23 protein-coding genes are annotated in these 23,174 nt (G+C 72.6%); 11 read left to right on the top strand and 12 right to left on the bottom strand.

What is annotated here, in order from left to right; genetic code table 11:
- Position 1 precedes the first annotated feature (1 nt).
- From ACIQMJ_RS09875 to ACIQMJ_RS09855, 5 genes are read left to right on the top strand one after another with little or no spacing between them, the layout of a single operon-like run.
- Positions 2-940, top strand: coding sequence for a carbohydrate ABC transporter permease (locus ACIQMJ_RS09875; RefSeq protein WP_499760555.1), 939 nt, complete (start codon positions 2-4; stop codon positions 938-940).
- Positions 937-1,803 carry a carbohydrate ABC transporter permease gene (locus ACIQMJ_RS09870; protein WP_499760554.1) on the top strand — a complete coding sequence of 289 codons (867 nt, stop codon included), beginning with the start codon at positions 937-939 and terminating at the stop codon, positions 1,801-1,803. The genes ACIQMJ_RS09875 and ACIQMJ_RS09870 overlap by 4 nt, the downstream gene beginning before the upstream one ends.
- Before the next feature lie 50 nt (positions 1,804-1,853).
- A complete protein-coding gene (locus ACIQMJ_RS09865; protein ID WP_499760553.1) occupies positions 1,854-3,044 on the top strand; it encodes an ROK family protein in 1,191 nt (396 codons plus the stop codon).
- Positions 3,045-3,073: 29 nt separating this feature from the next.
- Positions 3,074-5,230: an alpha-galactosidase gene (locus ACIQMJ_RS09860; protein ID WP_499760552.1), complete on the top strand. Its 2,157-nt coding sequence runs from the start codon at positions 3,074-3,076 to the stop codon at positions 5,228-5,230.
- Positions 5,227-6,156 (top strand): Gfo/Idh/MocA family protein, encoded by a 930-nt coding sequence (locus ACIQMJ_RS09855; RefSeq protein WP_499760551.1) that lies wholly within the window; start codon positions 5,227-5,229, stop codon positions 6,154-6,156. Before ACIQMJ_RS09860 ends, ACIQMJ_RS09855 begins: the two co-directional genes overlap by 4 nt.
- Here the strand turns inward: ACIQMJ_RS09855 and ACIQMJ_RS09850 are convergent, their stop codons facing one another.
- Complete coding sequence (locus ACIQMJ_RS09850; protein WP_499760550.1) at positions 6,157-6,684, bottom strand: DUF6630 family protein; 528 nt, start codon at positions 6,682-6,684, stop codon at positions 6,157-6,159.
- Between the two features lie 229 nt (positions 6,685-6,913).
- Between ACIQMJ_RS09850 and ACIQMJ_RS09845 the strand changes: the two genes are divergently transcribed.
- Positions 6,914-7,891, top strand: a complete 978-nt coding sequence (locus tag ACIQMJ_RS09845; RefSeq protein ID WP_499760549.1) for a cellulase family glycosylhydrolase — start codon at positions 6,914-6,916, stop codon at positions 7,889-7,891.
- On the opposite strand, the gene ACIQMJ_RS09840 is transcribed toward ACIQMJ_RS09845, so the two are convergent.
- The 3 genes from ACIQMJ_RS09840 to ACIQMJ_RS09830 all read right to left on the bottom strand — a co-directional run bounded on the left by ACIQMJ_RS09840 (position 7,857) and on the right by ACIQMJ_RS09830 (position 11,353).
- Entirely contained in the window at positions 7,857-8,624 is a 768-nt protein-coding gene (locus ACIQMJ_RS09840; protein ID WP_499760548.1) for a hypothetical protein, read from the bottom strand. The two genes, ACIQMJ_RS09845 and ACIQMJ_RS09840, sit on opposite strands and share 35 nt — an antisense overlap.
- Before the next feature lie 84 nt (positions 8,625-8,708).
- Complete coding sequence (locus tag ACIQMJ_RS09835; protein ID WP_499760547.1) at positions 8,709-9,695, bottom strand: NAD(P)-dependent alcohol dehydrogenase; 987 nt, start codon at positions 9,693-9,695, stop codon at positions 8,709-8,711.
- 125 nt (positions 9,696-9,820) lie between these two features.
- Entirely contained in the window at positions 9,821-11,353 is a 1,533-nt protein-coding gene (locus tag ACIQMJ_RS09830; protein WP_499760546.1) for an ankyrin repeat domain-containing protein, read from the bottom strand.
- 173 nt (positions 11,354-11,526) lie between these two features.
- Here ACIQMJ_RS09830 and ACIQMJ_RS09825 point away from each other — a divergent pair, with 173 nt between their 5' ends.
- Complete coding sequence (locus ACIQMJ_RS09825) at positions 11,527-11,868, top strand: hypothetical protein (protein WP_499760545.1); 342 nt, start codon at positions 11,527-11,529, stop codon at positions 11,866-11,868.
- Here the strand turns inward: ACIQMJ_RS09825 and ACIQMJ_RS09820 are convergent.
- The 3 genes from ACIQMJ_RS09820 to ACIQMJ_RS09810 form a co-directional block, all read right to left on the bottom strand.
- The gene (locus tag ACIQMJ_RS09820; RefSeq protein WP_499760544.1) at positions 11,846-12,598 is read right to left on the bottom strand and encodes a GAF and ANTAR domain-containing protein; all 753 of its coding nucleotides are present in this window, start codon (positions 12,596-12,598) and stop codon (positions 11,846-11,848) included. The genes ACIQMJ_RS09825 and ACIQMJ_RS09820 overlap by 23 nt on opposite strands.
- Before the next feature lie 149 nt (positions 12,599-12,747).
- A complete protein-coding gene (locus ACIQMJ_RS09815) occupies positions 12,748-13,263 on the bottom strand; it encodes a hypothetical protein (protein ID WP_499760543.1) in 516 nt (171 codons plus the stop codon).
- 87 nt (positions 13,264-13,350) lie between these two features.
- Positions 13,351-14,373, bottom strand: coding sequence for a zinc-dependent alcohol dehydrogenase family protein (locus ACIQMJ_RS09810; RefSeq protein ID WP_499760542.1), 1,023 nt, complete (start codon positions 14,371-14,373; stop codon positions 13,351-13,353).
- Positions 14,374-14,632: 259 nt separating this feature from the next.
- Here ACIQMJ_RS09810 and ACIQMJ_RS09805 point away from each other — a divergent pair, with 259 nt between their 5' ends.
- Positions 14,633-15,610: an L-threonylcarbamoyladenylate synthase gene (locus ACIQMJ_RS09805; RefSeq protein ID WP_499760541.1), complete on the top strand. Its 978-nt coding sequence runs from the start codon at positions 14,633-14,635 to the stop codon at positions 15,608-15,610.
- Positions 15,611-15,641: 31 nt separating this feature from the next.
- Here the strand turns inward: ACIQMJ_RS09805 and ACIQMJ_RS09800 are convergent, their stop codons facing one another.
- The 3 genes from ACIQMJ_RS09800 to ACIQMJ_RS09790 form a co-directional block, all read right to left on the bottom strand.
- Positions 15,642-16,280, bottom strand: coding sequence for a carbonic anhydrase (locus tag ACIQMJ_RS09800; protein ID WP_499760540.1), 639 nt, complete (start codon positions 16,278-16,280; stop codon positions 15,642-15,644).
- A gap of 187 nt (positions 16,281-16,467) precedes the next feature.
- A complete protein-coding gene (locus ACIQMJ_RS09795; protein WP_499760539.1) occupies positions 16,468-17,205 on the bottom strand; it encodes a thaumatin family protein in 738 nt (245 codons plus the stop codon).
- Between the two features lie 18 nt (positions 17,206-17,223).
- On the bottom strand, positions 17,224-18,024 hold the full coding sequence (locus tag ACIQMJ_RS09790) for a glycoside hydrolase family protein (RefSeq protein WP_499760538.1): 801 nt from the start codon (positions 18,022-18,024) through the stop codon (positions 17,224-17,226).
- A gap of 232 nt (positions 18,025-18,256) precedes the next feature.
- On the opposite strand from ACIQMJ_RS09790, the gene ACIQMJ_RS09785 reads away from it, so the two are divergent.
- Genes ACIQMJ_RS09785 through ACIQMJ_RS09775 form a run of 3 tightly spaced genes read left to right on the top strand, consistent with a single transcriptional unit; the run spans position 18,257 to position 20,522 of the window.
- Positions 18,257-18,652 carry a GntR family transcriptional regulator gene (locus ACIQMJ_RS09785; protein WP_499760537.1) on the top strand — a complete coding sequence of 132 codons (396 nt, stop codon included), beginning with the start codon at positions 18,257-18,259 and terminating at the stop codon, positions 18,650-18,652.
- Entirely contained in the window at positions 18,649-19,548 is a 900-nt protein-coding gene (locus ACIQMJ_RS09780; protein ID WP_499760536.1) for an ABC transporter ATP-binding protein, read from the top strand. The genes ACIQMJ_RS09785 and ACIQMJ_RS09780 overlap by 4 nt, the downstream gene beginning before the upstream one ends.
- Positions 19,545-20,522: an ABC-2 membrane transporter-related protein gene (locus tag ACIQMJ_RS09775; protein WP_499760535.1), complete on the top strand. Its 978-nt coding sequence runs from the start codon at positions 19,545-19,547 to the stop codon at positions 20,520-20,522. Before ACIQMJ_RS09780 ends, ACIQMJ_RS09775 begins: the two co-directional genes overlap by 4 nt.
- A 121-nt stretch (positions 20,523-20,643) precedes the next feature.
- Here the strand turns inward: ACIQMJ_RS09775 and ACIQMJ_RS09770 are convergent, their stop codons facing one another.
- A complete protein-coding gene (locus ACIQMJ_RS09770; protein WP_499760534.1) occupies positions 20,644-22,485 on the bottom strand; it encodes a LamG-like jellyroll fold domain-containing protein in 1,842 nt (613 codons plus the stop codon).
- 100 nt (positions 22,486-22,585) lie between these two features.
- Positions 22,586-23,083 carry a nuclear transport factor 2 family protein gene (locus ACIQMJ_RS09765; RefSeq protein WP_499760533.1) on the bottom strand — a complete coding sequence of 166 codons (498 nt, stop codon included), beginning with the start codon at positions 23,081-23,083 and terminating at the stop codon, positions 22,586-22,588.
- Positions 23,084-23,174 lie beyond the last annotated feature (91 nt).

Here is a 23,174-nt window from a genome sequence, read left to right as displayed (position 1 = left end):
GGTGGCGCGAACGCTGAGGCAGCACGACGCCCGCACGGGGTTGCTGCTGCTCACCCCGACGCTGGTGATCGTGCTCGCGGTCGTGCTGGTGCCGCTGGCGTGGTCGGTGCTCATCGCGTTCCAGCGCGTGCGGCTGATCGACGTCGGCCGCACCGGGCTGTTCGAGAAGCTGACGCTGGACAACTTCGCCCGCGTGGTCGCCTCCGACGTGCTGTGGCACAGCCTGCGCACCACGGTCGCCTACACGGCCGGGTCCACGGTCGTCGCCATCGCGCTGGGCCTGGTCGCCGCGCTCGCCCTGCGGCGGCCGTTCCCGGGCCGGTCGTTCGTGCGCGCCGCGATGCTCGTCCCGTACGTCGCGCCGGTCGTCGCGGTCACGTTCGTGTGGCGGGTGCTGCTCAACCCGGAGTTCGGCATCGTCAACAGCTGGGGCGAGCGGCTGTTCGGCTGGGACGACCCGATCGCCTTCCTGTCCCAGGCCCGCGGCGGGATCACGCTGTTCGGCCTCGACGTCCCGGTGCCCACGGCGCTGCTGACCGTGATCGCGTTCGAGGGTTGGCGGTACTTCCCGTTCGCGTTCCTGTTCCTGCTCGCCCGGCTGTCGGCCCTGCCGGGCGAGTTGGAGGAGGCCGCGACGGTGGACGGCGCGACGCCGACGCAGCGGTTCCGGCACATCGTGCTGCCGCAGCTCATGCCGGTGATCGCGGTGCTCGTGGTGCTGCGGACGATCTGGACGTTCAACGAGTTCGACGACATCTTCCTGCTCACCGGCGGCGCGGCGGGCACGGAGGTGGTGAGCGTGCGGGTGTACGAGCTGCTGACCGTGCAGCGCAACGTCGGCGCGGCGGCGGCCCAGTCCGTGCTGCTGGCCGCCGTGCTGGTCGTGCTGCTGGGTGCGTACCTGTGGTTGCTGCGGCGGCGCGAGGGGGCGGGGTCGTGAACCGGGACCGGGTGGAACGCGCGGTGTTCGCGGTGCTGCGGCCGGTGGTGGTCGTCGGCTTCCTGATCGCCACGCTGCTGCCGTTCTACTACATGCTCATGCTGTCGCTGCGGCCGATCGAGGACCTGCTGCGGCGACCGGACTCGCTGGTCGTGGATCTGAGCCGGCTGACCCTGGACACCTACGTCGAGGTGCTGCGGCCGGTCGCCGAGGGCGGCCAGGGTTTCCTGAGCCTGCTGGGCAACAGCGCCGTCGTGGCGACCGCGTCGGTGGTGGTCGCGCTGGTGATCGCCGTACCCGGCGCGTACGCGGTGAGCCGGCTGGAGTTCTTCGGCAGGCGGCAGGTCGGTTCGCTGTTCCTGATGGTGTACCTGTTCCCGAGCATCGTGCTGGCGATCCCGCTGTTCGTGCTGCTCACCCGGATGCAGCTGCGCGGCTCGCTGGTCGGCCTGGTGCTGGTCTACATCGCGCAGACCGTGCCGGTGGCGATCTACATGCTCAAGAACTACTTCGCGACGATCCCCGCGAGCGTCGAGGAAGCCGGGTTGGTCGACGGGTTGAGCCGGGTCGGCGTCATCCGGCGGATCAGCCTGCCGCTGGCCGTGCCCTCGGTCGTCGCGACCGGCATCTTCGTGTTCATGATCGCCTGGAACGAGTTCCTGTTCGCCCTGCTCTTCCTGGTCGAACGCCGCGACAGCTGGACCGTCTCGCTCGGGCTCGCGCAGCTGTCGGGCAGCATCGAGGTGCCCACGACCGTGCTCATGGCCGGGTCGGTCGTGATCACCCTGCCCGTGGTGCTGCTGTTCTTCCTCACCGAACGGCTACTCTCCCAAGGGCTGACCAGCGGCGCGGAGAAGGGGTGAGCGCGGCGGTGGCAGCGGGTCCGACGCCGGTGGCGAGAAGGGAAACCTCGGTGGCGCGCAACGGGTTCACGGCGTCACCGGGCGAGATCCTCGCGCTGGTGCGGTCCGGCCGCGTGAAGACGCGGCGGGACCTGCAGGAGCTGACCGGGCTGTCGCGCTCGACCGTGGCGCTGCGGCTGAGCCAGCTCATCTCCGCCGGGTACATCCGCGCGGTCGAGCAGCGGCGCGGCACGGCGGGGCGGCCGGCCGAGGTGCTGTCGTTCGAGGAGAGCGACAAGCTGGTGCTGGCCGCCGACCTCGGCGCCACGCACGCCCGGTTCGCGCTGACCGACGCCGGCGGCCGGATGCTCGGCGAGCGCACCGAGGACCTGCCCATCGGCCAGGACCCGGACGTGGTGCTCAAGCTCGTGCTCCGGCGGTTCCGGGACCTGCTCAAGGCCGCCGGCCGGGACCGGGCCCGGCTCGCCGGTGCGGGCGTGGGGCTGCCCGCGCCGGTCGACTTCCGCACCGGGCGGCCCGTGCAGCCGCCGATCATGCCCGGCTGGCACGGCACCGCGGTGGCCAGGACGCTGTCCGACGCGCTGGGGTGCCCGGCGTTCGTGGACAACGACGCCAACCTGCTCGGCCTCGGCGAGGTGCGCGAGCGGTACCCCGGTGTGGACAACCTGCTGTTCGTCAAGGTCGGCACCGGCATCGGCGCGGGCGTGATCCTCGGCGGCAGGCCCGAACGCGGCGCCACCGGCCAGGGCGGGGACATCGGCCACATCCGCATCGCCCGGCCGGTCGACGGCGCGCGGTGCCGGTGCGGCGCGACCGGCTGCCTGGCCGCGCACGCGAGCGGCGCGGCGCTGGCCCGGCAGCTCACCGAGCGCGGCATCGAGGCGCGGACCAGCCGGGACGTGGTGCGGCTGGTCGCCGAGGGCAACTCGGACGCGATCACGCTGGTCCGGGACGCGGGCCGGCTGCTCGGCGAGGTGCTGGCGACCGCGGTGGCGCTGCTCAACCCGACCGTCGTGGTGATCGGCGGCGACCTCGCGCTCACCCGGGAGCACCTGCTCGTCGGGGTGCGCGAGCGGCTGTACGAGCGGACCGTGTCGGCGCTGACCAGCAGCCTGGCCGTGGTGGAGAGCCAGCTCGGCGACCGGGCGGGCGTCCACGGCGCCCGGCACATGGTGATCGACCAGGTGTTCTCGGCCGAGGCGGTCGACGCCCGGCTCGCGCCCGAACCGCTCGCGAGGTAGCGGTCCCGCGGCTTCCCCGGAGGAGAGCGATGTCCTTGGACGGCCCGGCCATCACCCGGACCACCTGCGCCGGACGACCGGCGTGGCTGCTGCGGACCGAGGGGCACGCGATGCTGCTGTCCGCGGCGGACGGCGGCGCGGTGGTGCTCGACCACTGGGGCGGCGACGGCGGTTCGCTCGGTGGCGACTCGTACCTGCCGCACACGCCGTGGAACCGGCCGTCGCAGGCCCACTTCCTGGACGGCGTGCCGCTCGCGCACTCGGTGCACGGCGACCGCTCGTTCAAGGAACCCGGGCTGGTGGTGGTCCGCGAGGACGGCTCGTCGGTGACCCGGCTGTCGTGGCGCGAGGACCACGTCGAGGACGACGTGCTGCGGCTCGTGTTCGAGGACGCCGGCTCCGGTCTCGTGGTGGAGCACCGGTTCGCCGTGTCGGTCGAGCACGGCATCGTGGTGCGCGACACCCGGGTGGAGAACCGGGGCGCGGAGCCGTTGCGGGTCGAGCGGATCGCCAGCGCCGTGCTCGGCCTGCCGCCCGCGCGGTACGAGTCGTGGACGCTGCACGGCCGGTGGGGCGACGAGTACCGGCTGACCCACCGCGACCTGCCGCCCGGCAAGGTGGTGCTGGACAGCAGGCGCGGGTTCACCAGCCACGAGGCCAACCCCTGGTTCGCCGTCGGGACGGCGGGCGAGCACGGGCCGGTCTGGTTCGGCGCGCTGGCGTGGAGCGGCAACTGGTCCATCGTGCTGGAGACCGAGCGCAACGAGGCGCTGCACGTGGTCGCGGGCATCAACCCGTTCGACTCCGCCTGGCACCTGGAGCCGGGCGGGACCTTCCGCACGCCGGCCCTGGTCTGCGGGTACGCCGAGGACGGTCTGGACGGCGCGGCCCGCCTGCTGCACCGCTACCAGCGCGACCGCGTGCTGCCCGCCCGGCACCGCGGCACGCCGCCGCCCGTGCACTACAACACCTGGCTCGCCACCGCGTTCGACGTGGAGGTGGGCCACCAGGTCAGGCTCGCCACGCGGGCGGCGGAACTGGGCGTGGAGCTGTTCGTCGTGGACGACGGGTGGTTCGGCGCGCGAACCGGCGACCACGCCGGGCTCGGCGACTGGGTGGTGGACCCGGCCAAGTTCCCCCGCGGCCTCGGCGAGCTCGTCGACGAGGTGCACCGGCTGGGGATGGGGTTCGGGATCTGGCTGGAACCCGAGATGGTCAACCCCGACAGCGACCTGCACCGGGCGCACCCGGACTGGGTGCTGCACCTGCCCGACCGCGAGCCCACGTTGTCCCGCAACCAGCTCGTGCTCAACTTCGCCCGGGACGACGTGCGCGAAGGCGTGCTCACGCGGTTGTGCGCCCTGCTGGCCGAGCACCGGATCGACTTCGTCAAGTGGGACCACAACCGCCCCTACACCGAGGTCGGCTGGCCACAAGCGCCCGGAGAACGGCGGCGCGAGGTGTGGGTGCGGCACGTCCGGGGCGTCTACGAGGTGATCGGGAGGCTGCGCGCCGAGTTCCCGGACCTGATGATCGAGACGTGCGCGGGCGGCGGCGGTCGGGCGGACCTCGGCATCCTCGGCCTGGCGGACCTGGCGCAGGTCAGCGACAACACCGACCCGTCGGACCGGCTGCGCATCCAGCACGGGTTCAGCCGCGCCTACGCGCCGAGGGCGATGGTCGGCTGGGTGGCCGACGCGCCGGAACCGACCACCGGCCGCACCAGCCCGCTGGAGTTCCGCTTCCACGTCGCCATGCAGGGCGTGCTCGGGATCTCCGGCGACATCCTGTCGTGGAGAGCGGAGGAGCGGGCGCGGGCGGCGGGGTTGATCGCCGAGTACAAGCGGGTGCGGCCGACCATCCAGGACGGCGACCAGCACTGGCTCGTGCCGCCGGCGGCCGACGAGCCGTGCGCGGTGCAGTACGTGTCCCGCGACCGGCGAGAGGTCGTCGTGTTCGTCTACCAGGTGCGCGGGGTGGCGGGGGAGGGGCCGCGGCGCATCCGGTTGCGCGGGCTGGACCCCGGGCGGCGCTACCGGCGTTCGGGCGACGGGCTCGTCACGACCGGGGCCGCGCTGATGGCCGCGGGTCTGCCGTCGGCTTTTCCGCCGCCGGCCGCGCCGGGGCACACCGAGGACTGGCGGAGTCGGATCGAGGTCTGGCAGGCCGTGGAGGTGGCTGGATGAGGGTGGCGTTGATCGGCACCGGGTACATCGCGGGACGGCACGCGGCGGCGTTGACCGGGCTCGGCGCGGAGATCGTGGGCCACGTCGGCCGGTCCGGCGTGGCGGAGGCGGCCGCCCGGTGGGGCGGTCGGGCGTACCGGGACACCGCCGAACTGGTGGCGAGCGAGGACGTGGACGCGGCCTGGGTGTGCGTTCCGCCCGGCGCCCACGGCGGGATCGAGCTCGCGCTCATCGAGGGCGGCGTCCCGTTCTACGTGGAGAAGCCGATCGGCGCGGACCTCGACGTGCCGCGCCGCATCGCCGCCGCTCTCGGCGAGCGCGGGGTGATGGCCGGTGTGGGCTACTACTGGCGTGGCATGGAGGTCGTCCCGGAGCTGCGCCGGCTGCTCGCCGAGACGCCGCCGGTGCTGGTGCGCGCCGCCTGGCACGGCCTCGTCCCGCCCGTGCCGTGGTGGCGGGTCGAAGCGGAGAGCGGGGGACAGGTGGTGGAGCAGGCCACCCACCTGGTCGACCTGGCCCGGTTCCTGCTCGGTGAGGCGGAGGTCGTCCACGCCGCCGCGCGGCACGTGCCCCTCGCCGACCACCCGGACCTGGACGTGGCCGCCGTCAGCGCCGCCACGCTCGCGTTCGACTCGGGGCCGCTGGGGGTGTTCACCGCGACGTGCGTCCTGCACGCCACCGTGGACGCCGAGGTGGAGTTCCACTGCGAGGGGCGGAAGGTGACGCTGACGAACAAGGTCCTCCGCCTGGAGGACGCCCACGGCACCCGCGAAACCCCGATCGGCCGCGACCCGCTGGTGATCGCCGACGAGCGCTTCCTGACCGCCGTGCGGGAGCGGGACCCCGGGCAGCTCGTGTGCGACTACGCCGACGCGTTGCGCACGCAGGAACTCTGCTGCCGGGTGCGGGACGTGGCGGCCGGGTGATCAGGTGTCGGTTCCGGGCGCGCCGAGGACGCTCGCGGTGAAGGGGGTCGCCCCGGACAGGTCGAGCAGCGCGTCCACGCGGTCTTCGGGGAGCAGGACGAGCGGGTAGCAGTCGGACTCGATGTCGAGCACCACGAGCGCGGTGCCGGTCGCGCGCAGTTCGGCGCCCGCGCGTTCGAGGAAGTCGTACGCGGGCACGTCCTCGTCGGCCCGGTCGAACCACACCCACGCCGCGGCGCCGGACGGGCTGGAGCGCAACGCGCGCAACTGGGCGACGATCTCGTCCGCCGCTTCCTTCCAGTCGACCTCGGCGAGCAGGTCGTGATCGGTCAGCGCGTCGACCAGGGCGATCCAGGCCAGTTCCGCGATCGGCTCGTCGATGCCGCGGTCGTCCAGCCGGTCGGCGTGGGTCCGCAGGTAGCCGTCCGGGTCGTCGTGGGCGGCGGCGACGCGCTCGGCCACGTCCGGCGCGTCCGGAGCCAGGAGCGCGGCCAGCCCGACCAGGGCGTCCCGGACCGTTGACGACACGTGCGACTCCTCGTTCTCGCGAGCCGCGATCGTAGCAACGCCGTGTGCGTCCACCGGTAGTTAACCGATTCATGTCTCGTGCGCCGCCAGGGAGGATCTTGGTTAGTGGTCGGCGGGACTTGACGCTTAACCGGTTAACTGGTTGCATTCGCCTCCGAACCGATGGCGCGTCCGCTGCCCCGCCCGGTTCGGATGTCAACGATGTCAACGACGACATGGTGAGGTGGACGTGGTCAAACGATGGGCCCTGCTCGCCCTGCTGGCGGTGCTCGCGCCGCTGCTGGGCGCACCAACGGCGTCGGCCGCGAACGGCTTCTACGTCAGCAACGGGCGGTTGTACGACGCCAACGGCAGTGAGTTCGTGATGCGAGGGGTGAACCACGCGCACGCCTGGTACCCCGATCGGACGAGCCAGGCACTGGCGGACATCAAGGCGCTGGGCGCGAACTCCGTGCGGGTGGTGCTGAGCACCGGCCACCGGTGGACGTGGACCAGCACGTCGGCGGTGTCCACGATCGTGTCCCAGTGCAAGGCGAACCGGCTGATCTGCGTGCTGGAGGCGCACGACACCACCGGGTACGGCGAGCAGAGCGGCGCGGTCACGCTCAACCAGGCGGTCGACTACTGGCTGGGCGTCAAGAGCGCGCTCGTCGGCCAGGAGAAGTACGCCATCATCAACATCGGCAACGAGCCGTACGGCAACAACAACTACGGCAACTGGACCAACGACACCCGCAACGCCATCTCGCGGCTGAGGTCCAACGGCTTCACCCACACCCTGATGGTCGACGCCCCGAACTGGGGCCAGGACTGGTCGAACACCATGCGCAACAACGCTTCCACGGTGTTCAACGCCGACTCCCAGCGCAACACCGTCTTCTCGATCCACATGTACGGCGTGTACGACACCGCGTCCGAGGTCACCTCCTACCTCAACGCGTTCGTCAACGCCCGGCTGCCGATCGTGGTCGGCGAGTTCGGCGACAACCACTCCGACGGCAACCCGGACGAGAACACGATCATGGCCACGGCCCAGTCGCAGCGCATCGGCTACCTCGGCTGGTCGTGGAGCGGCAACGGCGGCGGCGTCGAGTACCTCGACATGGTCAGCGGCTTCAACCGCTACAGCCTGACCAGTTGGGGCAACCGCATCTTCAACGGCACCAACGGCATCAAGTCGACGGCCCGGCAGGCGACCGTCTACTGAGGACCGGTCGGGCGGGTGGGCCGTCAGCGCGCACGACCCACCCGCCCGACCACCGCCGGTTCTCCAGCAGCCACCGGTAGGTGCCCGAGCACCCCGTGACGTCCACGGAGAAGGTGAAGGGGTCGTCCACCTTCACCACCCGGTCCACGAAGTCGAGCTGCTGGACCCTGCCCTCTTCGTCGACCTTGGCGAACGACCCGGTCTCCAGGTCGAGCCGGTAGGGCGCTCGCGGCCACGAGCTCGGGTCACCGCCGCAGGTCGTCGGCTGGGAGAGCAGCCAGTCGACGGCGACCTCGTCGGTCCTGGTGACGTGCCGGGGCTGCACGCTGTTGACGACGACTTCGTTGTCCTTGCTCGTGCGCAGGGAAACGTAGAGGGTGCCCCGCCCCCAGGCCGCGGCCCCGGCGTCCACCGCGGTCTGCCTCGGGTCCTCGGTGAAGGAGATGCCCAACTCGTCCAGCTTCTTGCCACCCCGCGGCATCGCCACCACCCCGGCGAGGTCGCAGCCGAACCTGAGCGGCCACCGGGTTTCCACCGAGGTGGGGTCGACACCGGTCGAGCCGACCACGACGTCCACCGCCTCCTGGAAGAAGACCGTGGCCATCACCGCGGTGAGCACCAAAGGGGCGACGACGGCGTACATCGCCACCCGCCGGCCCTTCCGCTGCGCCTTCTCCTGCTCGACGACGAGTGCTCTCGGCCTGTTGCCGCGATTCCGCCGCCGGCGCCCCATGCGCGACAGGATGACGACGTCGTCCCGCCCGCACTTCCGTTCTCCGCAACCGCAACCGTTGCGCTGCCGGAGGACGAGGCCCGCTCACAGGGTGATGACGACCTTGGCGCGTGGGTGCTCGTCCTCGACGTACCGGATGGCGTCGGGCACCTCGGCGAGCCGGTAGGTCCGGTCGATGACCGGCACCACCGCACCGGCCTCGGCGAGTTCCCGCAGCGTCGCCAGGTTCTCGGCACTCGGCCGCGCTTCGAGGACCGACAACCGGTGCCGGCGCACCACCAGCCCCGACAGGGTCGCCCGCATGATCAGGCCCATGGGTCCGACCAGGCTGCCGCCGGTGGACACGCCACCACCGGAGAGCACCAGCCTCCCGCCGGTCACGAGCGTGCGCCGGAGTTCGGTCAACGAGCGGTTGCCCACGAGGTCGAGCACGACGTGGTAGCGCCCCCCGTCCCGGGTGAAGTCGTCGAGCGCGTAGTCGATGACGTGGTCCGCGCCGAGCGACGCGACCAGGTCCGCGTTCCGGGCGCTGCACACCGCGGTCACCTCCGCGCCGAGCCACTTGGCGATCTGCACGGCGAACGTGCCGACACCACCGGACGCACCGTTGACCAGGACGCGCTGCCCAGCCCGCACCCGCCCCTGGTCCCGCAGCCCCATGAGCGCGGTGTTGGCCGCCAGCGGCAGCGCGGCCGACCGCTCGAAGTCCAGGTTGGCGGGCTTGTGGTCCACGACGGTGTGCGGCGCGCACACGTACTCGGCGAACGCGCCGTCTGCCTCGCCGAACACCGCGTCGCCCGGCCGGAGCCGGGTCACCCCCCGCCCCACCGCCTCGACCACGCCGGCGAAGTCGGTTCCCCTGATCGGCGCCCCGGGCCTGCGCGGCCCCATCGGACCCGGCATGAGGCGCGCCAGGCGGGGATCTCCGCGCATGACGTGCCAGTCACGGGCGTTCACCGTCGCCGCGCGCACCCGCACCAGCACCTCGTCGTCCGCCGGCACCGGCCGGGCGACCTCTTCGAGCCGCAGCACGTCGGGAGGACCGTACCGGTGCTGGGTGATCGCTTGCATCGTTCCTCCGCGTGACGTCATGCGGAGATCGTCACCCGTGCCGCGGTCCGGGCACATCGGGCGCAGGGCCGTGGACCGACCAGCCCGAAGACCGGGTCCGGAGTAGTACTTTCGGCGCGGGCCCGTCAGTCCCGGACCGGATCGGTCGTGGTGGTGAGGGGTTCGAGCAGGTCGGCGGTGGCCGTTCGGTGGACGTGCCGGGCCCAGTCGAGCGGGGTCGCGTCGAAGCGCCGGTCGCGGAGGTCGGGGTCGGCGCCCAGGTCCAGCAGCCGGCGCGTGAGTTCGACGTCGCCCGCCATGGCGCTGTGGTGCAGTGCGGTCTCCCACGCCTCTTCGACCGGTGCGTCACCGCGGCCGTAGGCGTTCACGTCGAAGCCGAGTTCGGCCAGCAGCGCGACCGTCTCGGCGCCTGCCCGAGCCGCTGCCCACACGATGAGCCCGGGTCGACTGCGGCGGGCTTCCGCCACGGCGTCGGGGTGTTCGGAGCGAACCCGGTCGAGAGCGGACCGGTCTGCTCGGAACGCCGCGGCGATCAGGTCGCGCACCGGATCGGGGCCGGGCGGCGTGGCACCTCGGGTGACGAGGTGGTCGGCGGTCTCCCGGTCACCGTTGAGCTGGGCGAGCTCGACCGGCGTCCGGCCGTTCGCGGGGCTCCACGCGGGTCCGTCGTCCTCGAACGGCGAGTGGAAGTCGACGCCGTGCTCGACCAGCAACCGCACGCGGGCGGACTGGTGGTGCTCGATCGCCCAGCGGAGCCGGACGCGCAGCAACCGCGCCGGCGGGTCCAGTTCCGCGATGCGCGCCCGCCACGGGCCGCCGTCCCCGGTGCCGAGCCCGTGGTCGAACAGCAACTCCCAGTGCGAGTCGTCCGGCTCGAACATCCGGTTGTACAGGGCCTGGGCATCGTTGGGGTCCGCGCCCGCCTCCAGCAGCAGCCGGCCCAACGCCTGCCACCGCGGGTGGGGCGGCTGGCGACGACTGCCCAGCTCCCCGTGCCCGAACACCCCGGTCAGCACCGTGAACGGCTGCGGCAGGCCGTCGAAGAGGTAACCGTCGTTCGGGTCGGCGCCGGCGTCGAGCAGCTGCCGGGCGACCGCGAGGACCCGCTCGGCCGGCACGGCCGGGTCGAACCGCGAGTAGGCGAGGTGGAACAGCGGCCGCCACCGGAACGGGCCACCACGCTCGGCTACCAACCCCGGCTGCTCGCCGAGCAGCCGTCCGACGTCCTCCGGGCGGGCGGACGCCGCCGCGGCCCAGATGTTCGACGAGGTCAGGTCGGGCCGCTCGGCCAGCAACCGCTGTGCCCCCGCCCACCGCTCCGGCCCGTCCGCACGGCTGTAGGTCAGGCAGGCGAGCCGGCAGAACTCGTCCGCGGGGTCGGTGGCGGGTACCGCGCCGGCCCTGGTGTCGCAGGCGTGTTCGGCCGCGGTGACCAGGTACCGCCCGAGCCGGGGCCAACTGCCGAACCCGTACTCGCGCGCGATGACGAACTGCGCCGCGCTGAGCCGGAAACCGCCGGCCTCATCGACGACGCGAGGGAGGCAACGGGCCACTCGCTCGACGGCGTCGGGCTCACCGGCCCGCACGGCGCGCTGCAAGGCGCGGGCCTGCCGGCGGAAGCTGTCGAGGTGCGGACGCTCGGGCATGCTCAAGGGCACGACGGTCTCCTCTCGTCTGCCTGATGTCCGCTCGGTCAGGCCGAAAGGAGAACGATGGTGACACGTGGCGCACCCACCAGGCGGGCTGAGCCCGTTCCCGCGGACCGGTGGCTCCCTGGCAGCCGCCGCCACTGTAACCGACCACGTCCGCCGGTGCGGCCGGTGTCAGGGCCGTGTCGGCCACGTCGACTCCGCACCGGACGTCCATCCCGGACATGGGCGACGGCCTGGGGGTGTTCGTGCAGGACACCGGGCAGGGCACCGTCATCACGCACAACGGCGGCGCCGCCGGCCACGCGGCGCTGATGTACAGCACGCCCGACGGCCGCAAGACCCTGGCCGCCACGCTGGACTACGTGGACGACGCCGCGCTGTCACTGGCCGTGCCGTTCCAAGCAGGCGACGCGGAGGCTCGTGGACGAGGTGTTCCGCGACGGTCGGGCGCAGCAGGTCGCGGACGAAGGCGCGATCCTCGATCCGGACTCCGCCGGGTCAGGGCAGTGCGACGGCCGTGATGCGGTGCCGGGTCAGCGCTTCGACGAAGTCACCGCGCTCGTGCGCCGCCACGAGGTCCTGGGCGATGTCGCGCAGCTTGCGGTTGGTGTGCTGGGACGCCTGCCGCAGCAGCGTGAAGCTCTGGTCGGTGTCGTGGGAGAAGTGGCGCATCAGCAGGCCCTGGGCCAGACCGATGGTGTGGCGGGTGTCGAGCGCCGTGGTGAGGTGCCGCACCATCTGCTTGCTGTGGTGCAGCACCTCGATGTTGTCCATCGCGATGCCGGCGTGCAGGGCGATCAGCATGATGATGTCGTAGGAGTGGTCGTTGAACCGGTGGGACTCCCTCGACAGCAGCACCGTCGCGGCGGTGGGGGAGTGCTCGGTGGGCAGGGGCAGCACGAGGCAGCTGCGGTGGCCGTGCTCGGCGAGGCGTGAGGCGAACAGCGGCCAGCGGTGGTCCTGCGCGGTGTCGCCCAGGCGGCGCGGCTCGCGGTAGCGCAGCACCTCGCGGACCGGATCCGCCTCGTCCACGGCGAGGTCGGGCGGCGGGTGACCGGTGGCCGCCGCGATGTCGACCTCACCCCGGCGGTCGACCGCGAGGAGCGCCGTGTCGCAGCCCGGGACGGTGCGGACCAGGTGCTCGGTGAACCGGAGTCCGACGGCCTCGTGCTCCTCGTCCTCGACCAACCTGCCCATCCGGGCCAACTCGGAAGCCAGCGCGCGGACGGAAACGTCCTGGTCACGCGTCATCGGTGCACCCCTCGATCAGCCGCGCCCCGCACGACGGCCACGAGGCCGGGCGGAACTGGGAACCGGGATGCTGCCCTGCTGAACACCCTCCAACCGGACAACCTAGTGCATCCGGACAGTGCCTCCTCCCGGCAGACCGCGGTTACCGGTTACTCGTCCTCGCCCCAGATGCCGAGGACCGCGAGCGCCGCCTCGCCCTCGTCGAAGGCCGAGAACAGGTCCGCCTCCGCCGCGGGCCCGTCCCGGAGCAGCAGGACCACCGGTTGGTGCCCGTCCTCGGTGGCGGGGTCGAAGTCCGTGACGATCTCCCTGCGCAGCAGGAGCGCCCCGCCGTCCACCAGCGGGGCCTCGCGCAGGTGCGCCGCGGCCTCGCCGAGGTCTTCCCGGTACTCGCCCACCATGTGGTCGTACACCTCGGGGGAGGTCAGCAGGAGCACGGCCAACCGGTCGCCGACGCGCTCGTAGCGCACCCCCAGGTCGAACGGGAGCAGGTAGAACACCCCTTCCTCGCCCTCGTGCCCCCGGTCCAGCAGCATGTCCACCACCCGCTGACCGGGGTCGTCCGAGGTGGGGTCGATCCCGAGGAGGACCAGTTCGGCCTCCTCCTGCTCGCCGTCCTCCAGCGCCGGCACGACGGTGATCCACATCTGTTCCGCGTCACCCATGCCGGCGATCCAAGCCCACCCCTCGTCCCCGTCCAACTTCGTGAGCGTTCGTCGCGGGTGGTGCGGTTGGTCACGACGACGCGGGTGTCACGGGAGCAGCAGGGTCTTGATGGCGCGGCGTTCATCCATCGCCCGGTAGCCGTCGGCGGCCTGGTCGAGCGGGAGCGTGAGGTCGAAGACCTTGCCGGGATCGATGTCCCGGTTCTGGATGAGGTCGATCAGGTCGGGCAGGAAGCGGCGCACGGGGGCGGGGCCGCCGTGCAGGTGGACGTGGGAGAAGAACAGCTCCATGCCGGACAGCCGCACGTCGTGGGTGACGCCGACGTAGCCGACGTGCCCGCCGGGGCGGGTGGAGCGGATGGCCTGCGTCATCGACTCCTGGGTGCCCACGGCCTCGATGACCGAGTGCGCGCCGAGGCCGTCGGTCAGGTCCTTGACGCGGGCCACGCCCTCGTCGCCGCGTTCGGTGACGATGTCGGTGGCCCCGTACTCCGCAGCGAGCTCCTGGCGGGACTCGTGGCGGCTCATGGCGATGATGCGCTCGGCGCCGAGCTGCTTGGCCGCGAGCACGCCGAGCAGGCCCACCGCGCCGTCACCGACCACGGCGACGGTCTTGCCGGGGCCGACCTCGGCGGCCACGGCGGCGAACCAGCCGGTGCCCAGCACGTCGGAGGCCGCGAGGAGCGACGGGACCAGGTCGTCGGACGGCAGGTCCGGGGTGGCGACCAGGGTGCCGTCGGCCAGCGGGACGCGCAGGAACTGCGCCTGGGAGCCGATGCCGCCCATGGGGACGCGGTGCACGCAGGAGGACTGGTAGCCGGCGCGGCAGATCTCGCAGGTGTTGTCGGAGGCGAAGAAGGAGCCGACCACGAACTGGCCGGGCGCGACGTCGCGGACCGCGCTGCCGACCTCCTCGACGACGCCGACGTACTCGTGGCCCATCGGCGTCGGCCCGTCGATCTTCTCGACCCCGCGGTAGGGCCACAGGTCGGAGCCGCAGACGCAGGTGGCGGACAGGCGGATGATCGCGTCGGTCGGGTCGACGACGCGCGGGTCCTCGCGCTCCTCGACCCGGACGTCGCCGGGGGCGTGCAGGACGGCGCCGAGCATGGTGTTCCTCCTCGATCCCCGCGGTGGGTGCCCGCTTCGCGCGGGCGGAATCCGGTCCGGGGCGTCCCGTGGCCGCAGTTGCCCCGAAGGTATGACCGGGTACCGGAGGATGTCCTCGGAACAGCGATGTCGTGGGCACGCTGCGTCGTCACGCTCCGTGCCTGAGGCGGGGCGGTTGCGTGGTGTTGCCGCCGGCCGATCGCCCACCCGGTGTTCCCCTGCCGCGTCACCGCGGACGGGCCGCGCCTAGGATTGCCGGGTGCTGACCAGCAACAGCGATGTCGACGAGGCGGCCTCGGTGCTGCGAGCCGGGGGCCTGGTGGCCTTCCCGACCGAAACCGTCTACGGGCTCGGCGCCGATGTCGAGGATCCCGCGGCGGTCGCGCGCGTCTTCCAGGCCAAGGGGCGCCCGTCCGACCACCCGTTGATCGTGCACATCGGCGGGCCGGAGCAGTTGGACGACTGGGTGGAGGACGTCCCCGCGACGGCTCGCCTGCTGGCCGAGAGCTTCTGGCCCGGGGCGCTGACGCTGGTCCTGCGGCGAGGCCGCCGGGTGCCCCTGGCGGCGACCGGTGGGTTGGAGACCGTGGCGGTGCGGGTGCCCGACCACCCCGTCGCGCTCGCCCTGCTGTCGGCGTTCGGCGGCGGTGTGGCGGCCCCGTCGGCCAACCGCTTCGGTTCGGTCAGCCCCACGACGGCGGACCACGTGCGCGCCGAGCTGGGTGACGCCGTGGACTTCGTGCTGGACGGCGGCCCCTGCGAGGTGGGCGTCGAGTCGACCATCGTCGACGTCACCGGCGACGTCCCGAGCGTGCTGCGGCCCGGCGGGGTGACGCGCGAGGACCTCGAAGCGGTGCTGGGCCGCCCGCTCGCGGTGCACTCGACGAGCCGCGTCCGGGTGCCGGGCCAACACCCGTCGCACTACGCGCCACGAGCGCGGGTCGTCCTGGTCGAGCCCGAGCAGGTCGTCGCCGAAGCGCAGCTCGCGCAGGAATCGGGACACCGGGTGGGGGTGCTCCTGCCGTCCGCTTTCGCCGGCGCTCCGGTGCGGGCGCACGCCGTGGTGGCGGTCCCCGGTTCGATGGACGCCTACGCCCGCGAGCTGTACGGGTCCCTCCGCGAACTCGATCGGCGGGGGTGCGACCTCGTCGTCGCGTCCCTGCCGGCGGAGGAGGGCCTGGGGCTGGCCATCGCCAACCGGCTCCGCCGAGCCGCGGGGCCGCGACGCTCCGGATGACCGGCGTCGAGCCCCGGGCCCGCCGGCGTGCTCAGGTCGTGGGAACGGGGACGTCCAGGCCGCGGGCCGCGACCAGCTGGGTGTTGCCGTCGGCCAGGCGGTAGGTCAGGCCGACGACGGCGACCTGGCCTGCGTCGACCCGCTCGGCGAGCAGCCGGGAGCGGTCCAGCATCAAGTCGACGGTGCGGCTGACGTGCTCGGCGAGGATCTCGTCGGCCTGCACTCGTCCGGCGGCCCGTGACGCGATCACGCTCGGGGTGACGCGCTCGACGACGTCGCCGATGTACCCGGACGGCACCGCGCCCTCGTCGAGCGCCGCGCACGCCGCGGCGACCGCGCCGCAGGCGTCGTGGCCGAGGACCACCACCAGCGGGCTGTCCAGCACGCCCACCCCGTACTCGACGCTGCCCAGCACCTCCGAACCCACGACGTGGCCCGCGGTGCGCACCACGAACAGGTCACCCAGCCCGCGGTCGAAGATGATCTCGGCGGCCAGCCGCGAGTCCGAGCACCCGAACAGCACGGCGAACGGGCGCTGGGCCGGTGCCACCTCGGCACGCCGTGCCGCGTCCTGGTTGGGGTGCTCCGGTGTGCCGGCGACGAAGCGCTGGTTGCCGGTGAGCAGCAGCTCGAAGGCTTCCTGGGGAGTCGAGTACTTGATCTCGGCCATAGCCGCAGCTTAGGTCACACCGAGGCCATCACGCTGCCCGTGGCCGGCGACGGCGGCCTGCCCGTCGCGGGCGGCTCGCGTCGTGGCGGGAGACCCGGAGCCGTCCGCCGCGCGGTGATCGGGCGTCGCGCTCCGGACTGCTCCCGTCACGACCTGTAGTCGGAAGATCCGGCGAGGGCGACCGGGTTCAGGCGACCGGGTGGAAGGTGACCGTGAAACCGGTGCACTGGCGGCACTGGCGGACGACCTGGTTGCCCGGCTCGGTGTCGTGGCGCGACCACGCATAGGCTTTCGGGCAGCGGGACGACAAGGCGTCGCTGTAGGCGGTCCGGGCGTCGCGGTTCGGGTTGGTGCACAGCATCGGCCTGCCGTCGGCCCACCGGGTCAGGTTCTCCGCCGGGCAGTACGGCAGCAGGTCCTCCGGGCAGCCGACCGCGGTGCACTCGGTGGAGCCCGGCGGGGTGACGCCGTCGCGGGCCTCGATGGTGATCGGCAGCGAGAACGCGTTGACGTAGCTCACGTTGTACCAGGGCGCGAGCCAGTCGCCGCGGTCGAAGTTGAACTCCGCCAGGCTCGCCGGTTGCTCGCCGGTGGTGCAGCGGTCCGCCAGCGGGCCGCAGTCGCCGACCCGGCAGCGGAACGTGCTGCCGGGTGTGCCGGTGCAGTCCTGGCGGGCGAAGAACTTGCCGCGCCAGTGGTACGGCGTGCCCGACTCCGGGATGGTGATGGTCGCCGACTGGCCGTTCTGCAACGTCGGCAGGCCGGTCAGGGCGCGCGAGCCGTCGGCGTTCACCGTGCTGCCGATCCACACCGCGCGACCGGACCGGTTGACGAAGGTGACCGTGTGGTCGGCGGCGGCGGAGACCGGTGTGACAACGGCGAACGCGGCGATCAGCGCGAACGCGGCGGCCAGGACCCTGCGCATCGCTCCTCCAGGCAAGGATCAGGGGACGGCTCGGTAGGCCACGCCGGTGGCGTTGGGCGTGGTCCCGTCGTAGAGGCCGGTCGGGGTGGTCCGGGTGGACAGCGAGAACCACGCGAACCGCTCCACGAACGACAGGCCGTTCAGCATCGCGCCGGAACGCCGGGCGAAGTCGGACTGCTGCGCCTGGCTCGGATACCTCGGCTGCGAGCCGGTGAAGTCGATCAGGCCGTACTCGGTGATCCAGATCGGCTTGCGGTAGCGGTTGTACACCGCCTGCACGTAGCTCTGGAGGTGCCCGGTGGCGGCGGTCGAGAAGTCGCTGCCGTACCAGTGCAGCGGGACGAAGTCGACCCGGTACCCGCGGGCGGCGGCGCCGCTCATGAACCGGTCCAGCCAGCCGCCCGCCCGGTCGCCGCCGAACGCGACGGCGGGCGCGCCGAGCCGCATCCCGGTCGCCTGCAACCGCGGCCACAGCGACAGCGCCTGCTCGACCGTCAGGTTCGCCTGGCCGGCCATGTCCGGCTCGTTGAACCCGAGCAGGGTCGAGCCGAGCGACCTGGCCCGGTTCAACTCGGTGTCGTTCACCGCGCCCGCGCCCCAGATCATCGGCACGAACTCGACGCCGGCCGGGGTGGTGACGCCCTGCGTGTCGGACGCCCAGGTGTAGTACCAGCCCGCCCGCACGTCGGCGAGCGCGGTGGTCACGCCCGGGTGGTTGTTGACGCTCACGCCCTTCTTCGTCGCGACCGCCGCGGCCGGGGCGGTGAGCAGTCCGACGGCGGTGAGCACCGCCAAGGCGAGGGCGAACGGTCGTCGCATGCGCCTGCTTCCTCCGTGGTCACCGGGAACCGCAAACGTGAGAGCGCTCCCATCCAGGGTGCGGGTGGTCTGGACCGCCGTCAATCGGCCGGCCGGGCTACCCGGTGCGCTCTGCCCGTGCCGCTGTCGCCACCGCGTTCCGGCACGGTGTCGCGGTCCTGCGGCCAGGGCGGGCTTCTTGACCATCAACTACTGCTTTACTATGGTACTAGAAAAGCAGTAAGGGGTTACCGTGTTCGTCTTCCGGCTCGACACCCACTCCGGCGTGCCGCCGTACCTGCAACTCGTCCACCAGGTCCGCCAGGCGGTGCTGCTGGGCTTCCTCCAGCCCGGTGACCGCCTCCCGCTCATCCGCGAGGTGGTCGAGGACCTGGCGATCAACCCGAACACCGTCGCCAAGGCGTACCGGCAGATGGAGCAGGAGGGCCTGGTCACCGGCCGGCCCGGCCAGGGCACGTTCGTCAACGAACAGCAGTCGGCCGTGATGCCGGCGTCGACGTACACGTCGTTGCGGCGCGGCCTGGCGACCTGGCTGCGCCGCGCCTACGCGGCCGGTCTCGACGAGCAGTCGGTCAACGCGCTCCTCACCTCCGTCCACCAGCAGGTGAGGAACGAGGACGTGGCGTGACAGCGACCGAGTTCGCGCTGCGCACCGACGGTGTGGGCAAGCGGTACCGGAAGGGGTGGGCGCTGCGCGACTGCACGCTGGCCCTGCCGGCGGGCGGCGTGATCGCCCTGGTCGGGCCGAACGGCGCGGGCAAGACCACGCTGCTGCGCCTGGTCGTGGGGTTGCTGGCACCGAGCACCGGCACGGTGGAAGTCCTCGGCCACGACGTCACCGCCAGCACCCCGCACACCCTGTCCCGGATCGGGTTCCTGGCCCAGGACCACCCGCTGTACAAGCGCTTCACCGTCGCCGAGATGCTCCGCTTCGGCCGGGCCTGCAACCTGCGGTTCGACCAGGGGCTGGCCGAGCGCCGGCTGGCGAAGCTGGGCATCCCGCTCGACCGCAGGGCCGGCACGCTCTCCGGCGGCCAGCAGGCCCAGGTCGCGTTGGCGCTGGCCCTGGCGAAGCGGCCGGACCTGCTCGTCCTCGACGAGCCGGTGGCCAGCCTCGACCCGCTGGCCCGGCACGAGTTCCTCCAGGTCCTCATGGGCGCGGTGGCCGAGGGCGACGTGACCGTCCTGTTCTCCTCGCACGTGGTGCACGAGCTGGAACGCGTCTGCGACCACCTGGTCGTGCTCAACCACGGCCGGGTGACGCTCACCGGTGACATCGACACCCTCCTCGCCGAGCACCGGCTGCTCATCGGCCCGCGCACGGCCACCGACCTCGACCGGACCGGCGCCGTCGTGGAGGCCGTGCACAGCGACCGGCACACGACCGTGCTGGTCCGCGACGGCGCGATCCCGGCCGCGCCCGGGTGGCAGGCCCAGCCGGTCGCGCTGGAGGACCTGGTGCTGGCGTACCTGCGCCGGCCGTCCGGGCCGCGCGCCGCGGTCACGTCGGGAGGGGCGGCATGACGTGGCTGATCTGGCGCCAGCACCGAACCGAGGTCTGCGTCCTGGGCCTGCTCGTCGGCATGTTCGGCATCGCCCTGCTCGTGCTCGGGGCGCAGGCCCACGACCTGTTCCCCGGCGGTCCCGCCCACTGTGCGGGACAGGCCGGCATCGACGAGGCGTGCACGGCCTCCTTCCGCCGGCTCGACGAGGAGTACGGGTACGTCGAGAACCTGCTGGCGGCCTTCAACCTGGTGCCCGTCGTCATCGGCGCGTTCCTCGGCGCGCCGCTGCTCGCGCGCGAGCTGGAGGACGGCACCTGGCAGCTCGCCTGGACGCAGGCCGTGCCGCGGATGCGCTGGCTGGCAGCCAAGCTCGTGGCCCTGGCCGGCGTCACCGCCGCGCTCACCGGGACGTTCACCGCGGTGCTCACCTGGTTCCGGCGGCCGTTCGACGCGTGGGAAGGGCGGTTCCAGTACGACGCCTTCGACCTGGAAGGACTCGTACCGGTGGCGTACGCGCTGTTCGCGTTCGGCGTCGCCACCGCCGCCGGGGCGATCCTGCGGCGCGGCCTGCCCGCGTTCGGCGTCGCGTTCGGGGCGTTCCTCGCCGCCCGGATGGGAGTGGCGCTGTTGGCCCGTCCCGCGTACGCCACGCCGCTCACCGCCGCGGAGCCGATCCCCGTCGGCGACTCGCAGGACGGGACGGGGCACGGGCCCGTGCCCGACATCGGTACTTGGGTGATCGAACGCGGTTACGTGGACTCCACCGGGCGCAGGCTGAGCTGGACCGAGTACTACGAGCTGGAGGCCGCCGCCAACCGGGCCGGAACCAACCTCAACCAGTTCCTGCACGCGCGGGGCGTCCAGCGGTTCGAGGTCCACCACCCGGCCGACCGGTTCTGGACGTTCCAGCTGATCGAGGCGGGCCTGTTCGTCGCCGTCGCGGCGGTCCTGATCGGCGTGGTGGTGTGGCGGGTGCGGCGCCGTGTGATCTAGACCCGAACGGCGCGCCGCCTCGGCTCGGGCCGCTTCCCGGTCGCCGACCGGAAGTGTCTCCGACACCTCCCACCGTCACCCATGCCGGTGGGATGCCCGCCGGTGGTGACCGGTCCCGCGCTCAACGGCCCCCGGTCAGGAACTGCTCGGGGCGCAGGGCGCGGGCGGTGATGCGGGTGTCGCCGATCCAGCCGTAGAAGCCCTGCCCGTACCGCAGGGCGAACTGGGTCGCGCCGATCACGAACGGCTTGCCCATCGTCGTGATGCCCCGGGACTCCTCGGCCGCGTTGCGCGCGATCTTCGCGCCGTCGACGTACATGGTGCTGCGGCGGCCGTCGTTGACCACGGCGACGTGCATCCACCGGCCGATCGGCACGGCGTGGCTCCACGACGTCGGGTCGGCGTCCACTCGCGCCGGGTAGACGACGTACTGGAGGAAGCGCTCACCGGACAGGTTGAGGCTGCACGTCGGCTCGTCGTCGGACCAACCGCTCGTCTTGCCCGCGTCGCCGGTGCGCCCCTCCCAGCTGAGCACCCCCATCCACGCGTGGTCACCCTCGAACGGCTCCGGCAGCTTGAGGAACGTTTCGATGGTGTAGCCGGACTCGAACGTCATCGTGGTGACCGGCGCGGTGGCCGCCGTGCGCAGGACGGCGCCGCGGTCGGGGTTCTTGCCGCCCGCGAAGCGCAGGCTCGCGTGTGCGGGCTGCGCGTCGTGGTGCTCGGCGGACCAGGTCAGCGTCTCGGGGGCGCCACCGTGCAGGACCTCCGCGGTCAGGTCGTTGCCCTTGCCGGTCAGGTCCCGGATGACCGCGCCGGCCGGCACCGCGCCGCCCTCGTTCCCGGCCGCGGGCAGACCCGCGGTGTCGAACCGCCAGTACGCCACGGTGTCACGGGTCACAACGGCGCTCGCCGGGCACGGCGGCGGCAGCACGGGGGGAGCGAACGCGGCGAACCGCTGCCGGAAGTCGATCTCCACGGTGAACCGCTCGTCGTCGCCGCTGAGCGTGGCGGCCTCGGCCTCCGGCGCGGTCAGCCGCTCGGCCGGGCGGGCCAGCAGCCAGGGCGAGAACGTCTCCACGTCGATCACGCCGCGGGCCAGGTCGAAGGTGTAGAACCGGATCATGCCGGCGCCGCCGTAGTAGCGGTCCTGGTAGTTCGCCAGGTGCAGGTGGACGTCCCGGCCGTGGTCGTTGGTGAGGGTGGTGCGGCCCGAGGGCCAGTAGTGGCCGTTGAGGGTGAGGAAAACCTGGTCGTTGCGCCGGATGAGGTCGTCCCACAACTGCCGGCCGTGCGCGGACAGCTCCGCGCGCGGGCTGCCGGCGACCAGGTCGTGCGTGGTGAGGATGGCGGGCAGGGTGCGGTGCCGGTCGAGCACGCCCTGCGCCCACGCGGTCCCGGCCGGGGACACCCGCCAGTCGAGGGCCAGCACCAGCCACTCGCGCCCGCCGCCCTCGACCACGTGGTAGCTGTTGTAGCCGTCGGGGGCGAACCCGCCGAAGGTCTTCATCCGGGCGAACCGGTCCGGCCCGAACGTCCGGGAGTACGGGGTCGCGCCGCGCCGGTCGTCGGTGTTGCCGGGCACGTCGTGGTTGCCGGCCAGCACGCTGTAGGGCACGTCGCCCCCGATGGCCCGGAACACCGAGTCGGCCAGCCGCATCTCGGCCTCGGTCCCGTGCTCGGTGACGTCGCCGAGGTGCGTCATGAACACCACGTTGGCCTCCCTGGCACGACGGGCCAGGGATCGCATCGCCTCGCGCACCGGCTCCGGGTCCGACCCGCCTTCGTCGAGCAGGTACTGGGTGTCCGGCATCACCGCGATCGTGAAGCGGGGGTTGTCGCCGTCCGAACCCGTCGCCGAGGCTCGAGCCGCGGAGGCCCCCGTCAGCACCGCCGCGGCCGGCGCGGCGAGCGCCGCCTGCAACACCGTGCGCCGCCCGAAGCCCGTGGAGTTCTCGCCCATGACCATCCTCTCGACCGGTGTGACGGGCCAGAGCATCGGGAACCGTCCTGCCCGCCAGGCCACGGGCGCGCGAACGGCGGCGGCACAGTGGTTGAACCCTTCAGCCGGGCGGACGAACCCGCGTCCCGCGAGCGGGGCAACGGCACTCGTTCTCGCCCAGGGCGGCGAGCAGGTCCGGCAGCCTGCCGAGGGCCCGGGCGCCGGCGATGGGGTCGGCGTAGTCGCGGGTGTGGGTGATCAAGCCGTCGTGGATGGTCATGACCATCGCGTAGTCGAGGCGGAACGGTTCGCCGGTGGCCACCATCTCGCCGTGCAGCCCGTACTCGACGATGATCGTCCGGGGGTCGGTGGTCCGGTGGATCAGCACGTTGTCGAGACCGGTGTACCGCCGGATCTCCGCACCGGCGGCGAAGCGCGCGCGGAGCTGTTCCCGGGTCGTCTCGATGCGGGACGGGTGCAGCGCTGTGGCGGCGAACGGCATCTCGATGACGACGGTCGGGGCGTAGAAGTCCGCGAGGTCCCCGGGTCTTCCGCTGAGGGCGGTCTCGAGGAACCGCTCGACCGTGGTGCGCGGGTCGCGGATCTGTTCGTGGTCCATGTGCACGCCTGCCCCCGTCGTGACCGAGCCGTATAATCGGAGACGTGTCTCCGGTTCGAGGTTAACGGAGGCTCGTCTCCGTTTGCAACGA

This window comes from Actinosynnema sp. NPDC091369 (assembly GCF_044757065.1).
GTDB lineage: Bacteria > Actinomycetota > Actinomycetes > Mycobacteriales > Pseudonocardiaceae > Actinosynnema.
The sequence above is the reverse complement of the archived record's forward strand: the minus strand, read 5'-3'. Positions and strand labels throughout refer to the sequence as shown.